The organism is Frateuria defendens (assembly GCF_001182895.1).
Classification (GTDB): domain Bacteria; phylum Pseudomonadota; class Gammaproteobacteria; order Xanthomonadales; family Rhodanobacteraceae; genus Frateuria_B; species Frateuria_B defendens.
Window position 1 is genome coordinate 1 of the sequence record NZ_LFQR01000251.1, and the last position, 1,364, is coordinate 1,364.

Genomic DNA, 1,364 nt, shown 5'->3' on the forward strand with positions numbered 1-1,364 from the left:
GCTCCACGTCTGCGCCAGGCCGTGGCTGTCATCGCGGCGGCTCGCTTCCGGATCCACCGCGCCGAAGCGCGTGGCGCTGGTGTTGAAGAAGCGGCTCTGGCTGACCGACTGGCTGTGCGCCTCCGCGTGCGTCTGCTCGACGACGATGACGGCGCATAAAGACGGTTTGACGGCGATGCGAATGCCCCCGCTTGCTGGAAACCGCCTCAAAAATCATCCGAAATTTCGCCAAAAAGGACTTTGGACATTGTGGACGGGACACTGTAATTAACACGATAAGCACTGATTACGACACGCCACTATAGCTTTACGGCGATTTGGGCGACTCGATTTGTAGGATGCCGCGCATAAAAATCACCCAAAATCTCACCGAAAATAGTTGCGGACATTGTGAACGGAGACAACTACTACTTTGAAATACGAGGACGAGGTGACCCCACATAAAAAATTATAGCCAGAGCAACCCCTGGAACTACCCCCCCCTTCAAACCTCTAATTAAAATCACCAAGAACAAAGTATGATTAATTTCCACACCTCTTATCAAACATATTATTAACGACCATGCAATAATAAGCGAGAAAACAAGCGAGTACATGACTGCACCAAATAACATGGATTTTATAATTCGCTTCACTTATGCCTAGCCTCATCTGACTGCTTCTTTTGGTCATCCTGAGTTCCAATCAACTGCTCAAAGAATGGACTAACACCCTCACTAACACTTGGGCCAGCCACATTTCCCGCATTAGTTGGAATCAACGACCCAGGGATTTTATTACTTAGCAACTTTGTAGTTTTATCTCCAACCCAAAACCCCGCCCCACCCGATGCACCAGCCACAATCGCGCTCAAAAACATATTCTTATTTTCATTATATATCCAATTATTCAAATCTGTCTGCACAGCCCCTCCTGCCGCACCAATTGCCGTATTCCAAACTAAACCACCCCCTACACCCAAGGAACCAGTAGTAGCTGCCACGCCCACATTAACCCAACGAACTTTGCCATCCTGTATTAGCTGGGAGGTCGCATTAACGGCCCCGGCAGAGACACCAGCACCGGCACGACTAGCCAGAAGATACGTCAATATCGAACCAGTAGTTGTTCCTTCACGCGCTGCATTCGCAGCCTCCAGGAAAGGCACGCCAGCCGAAAGTCCCGCTGTGGCCCCGTAAACCACCGTCCTTCCATAGAAGGCATAGAAATCGTTGTCCGACTGCTTGATGATGTTGTTCGCCAAGTAGTTCTTCAGCACATCCTGGTTTGCCCAATGCGACAGCTGAGCCGCTTGAGCGTCGTCATTACTGGTGCTTCCGCGCAGGTTCACCCCATACTCCTGGGCCCCATAGAATGCCTTGGCC

General features: G+C 50.4%; 2 protein-coding genes. One reads left to right on the plus strand and one right to left on the minus strand.

Annotated elements, in window-relative coordinates:
* On the plus strand, positions 1-271 hold a 271-nt coding region (locus tag ACH65_RS20915; RefSeq protein WP_237561575.1), incomplete at its 5' end, for a hypothetical protein.
* A gap of 360 nt (positions 272-631) precedes the next feature.
* On the opposite strand, the gene ACH65_RS20160 is transcribed toward ACH65_RS20915, so the two are convergent.
* Positions 632-1,364 (minus strand): hypothetical protein (locus ACH65_RS20160; RefSeq protein WP_237561576.1); only part of this gene is annotated, 733 nt, incomplete at its 5' end.